The organism is Enterobacter cloacae complex sp. GF14B, from assembly GCF_004136805.1.
Taxonomy (GTDB): Bacteria; Pseudomonadota; Gammaproteobacteria; order Enterobacterales; family Enterobacteriaceae; genus Enterobacter; species Enterobacter hormaechei_C.
This window is the reverse complement of the sequence record NZ_QFRV01000246.1, coordinates 1-1,650: the sequence shown is the minus strand read 5'-3', so window position 1 is coordinate 1,650 and position 1,650 is coordinate 1. Positions and strand designations below refer to the sequence as shown.

The window sequence follows — 1,650 nt, the reverse complement described above, 5'->3', positions numbered from 1 at the left end:
TTTGTCTCTCACAAGCTCTCTAATGCGTTGCCAGCCCTTTGGGTATGTCTGGGTGAAGTTGCTATTCTTTTTCGCCTCCTCGTGCTCTTTAGACGCCCTCCTGTCGATTTCCTGTATTTCTTTCTGCCTTAGCTTTGCTTGATGTTCTGAAGCTACGATCATCTTTATCCCTCGGTGTCTTTTTGATAGGACATTTTTGTCCCATCATAGGACGCTAGATGTCCTATGTCCAGCCACATGCGGACACCAGCTGTGTCCTCACGTGCGGACACCAGCTGTGTCCTATCAGAAAAAATCAATCTTATAAAAATCAATTACTTGTTATTTATCTCTATTCTCTTCTATGAAAACCAACAGACAACACTGAAGTTCAAGGTAGCTCCCTCCCTCCGGTCGGGCATTTTGAGGGTCAGGGTTCGCCATAGGCGACCGCTTTAGCGGCTTGACCTTGACGATCAAAATGCCCATTGAACCTTGTATCTGGTGATGGCTCGCATCGTGAGCCATCACCATGACTGACGGTTTTTAGGGGTTTCGGGGCGCAGCCCTGAACCAGTCACGTAGCGCTAGCGGAGTGTATACTGGCTATGTTGTATTTGGCTTCAGAGCGTAAGCAGAACCTACAAGTTCTGATGATCTGGTGCCTCCTCGCTCACTCGGTCGCTACGCTCCGGCCGTGAGGCTGCGGCGGGCACTACTGAATCAGTCGTGCTGGCTTGATACCGTCAATGACGAGCTTGCGAGTTTATTTATCATTGACGGCGCACTGTTGGGTAAACTATCCCTGGTGCGAGGTGGCGCGTGGCGCCGCCTTGCACTTGGTAAGCGGTTTTTGTTTTTTTATTATATTAACCGGTTCCGGATAATGGTTATACTTTCTTTCATTATTACTGTCGCCGCGTAACAAACCTGCGCATATTAATATTAAGCATAATCTATTTATTTTTATTTTAATCTTCATTTCATTCTCCTATTTTTATTATTATTCCATTGCTGGAATGGAATAATAATATTTAAAAAATAGGAAAAGCAAATATATTTAATATAAATATAAATATATTTGCGAGTGGTTTTGTTTTTATTTTAAGTTGTTGTTTTTAATTGTTTTATTTATTTTATAAATCAAGATCTTTTTGATCGGCAGGGGTCGTTCCGAGCCGTCAAGAGTCGCTTCGCTACTGCTCTTGACAGCTCTCCTCTCCAGAAAACATAGCCATTATTCGGCGTTTTATTTCTCCATCTTTGTTCACTAACGTCTTGGTAACAAAGGCTGAGTAGTCTTTTGATGTGTTATATCCCTTCCAGACTTCGTGAGGGTCTAAGGCGTAAGCACATACCTTTCCAGCAACTGGTATTCTTACCAGGGCACCCTTCTCCTCCAAATAATCTAACCAACGACGAATTGTCCGAGTAGAAACACCCATCTGATTAGCTAAAAATTGCTGGTCGCAGACCACTGCACCGCATGTAGGATCTATGTGTTCAGCGAAAAATGAGTAAAGACCTATAGCGGCAGCACCCTGTTTGTCTCTCACAAGCTCTCTAATGCGTTGCCAGCCCTTTGGGTATGTCTGGGTGAAGTTGCTATTCTTTTTCGCCTCCTCGTGCTCTTTAGACGCCCTCCTGTCGATTTCCTGTATTTCTTTCTGC

Annotated in this window: 1 protein-coding gene; it reads right to left on the bottom strand. The window is 44.1% G+C overall.

What is annotated here, in order from left to right:
* Positions 1–1,175: 1,175 nt before the first annotated feature.
* Positions 1,176–1,650 (bottom strand): helix-turn-helix domain-containing protein (locus tag DD606_RS25040; protein ID WP_139158371.1); only part of this gene is annotated, 475 nt, incomplete at its 5' end.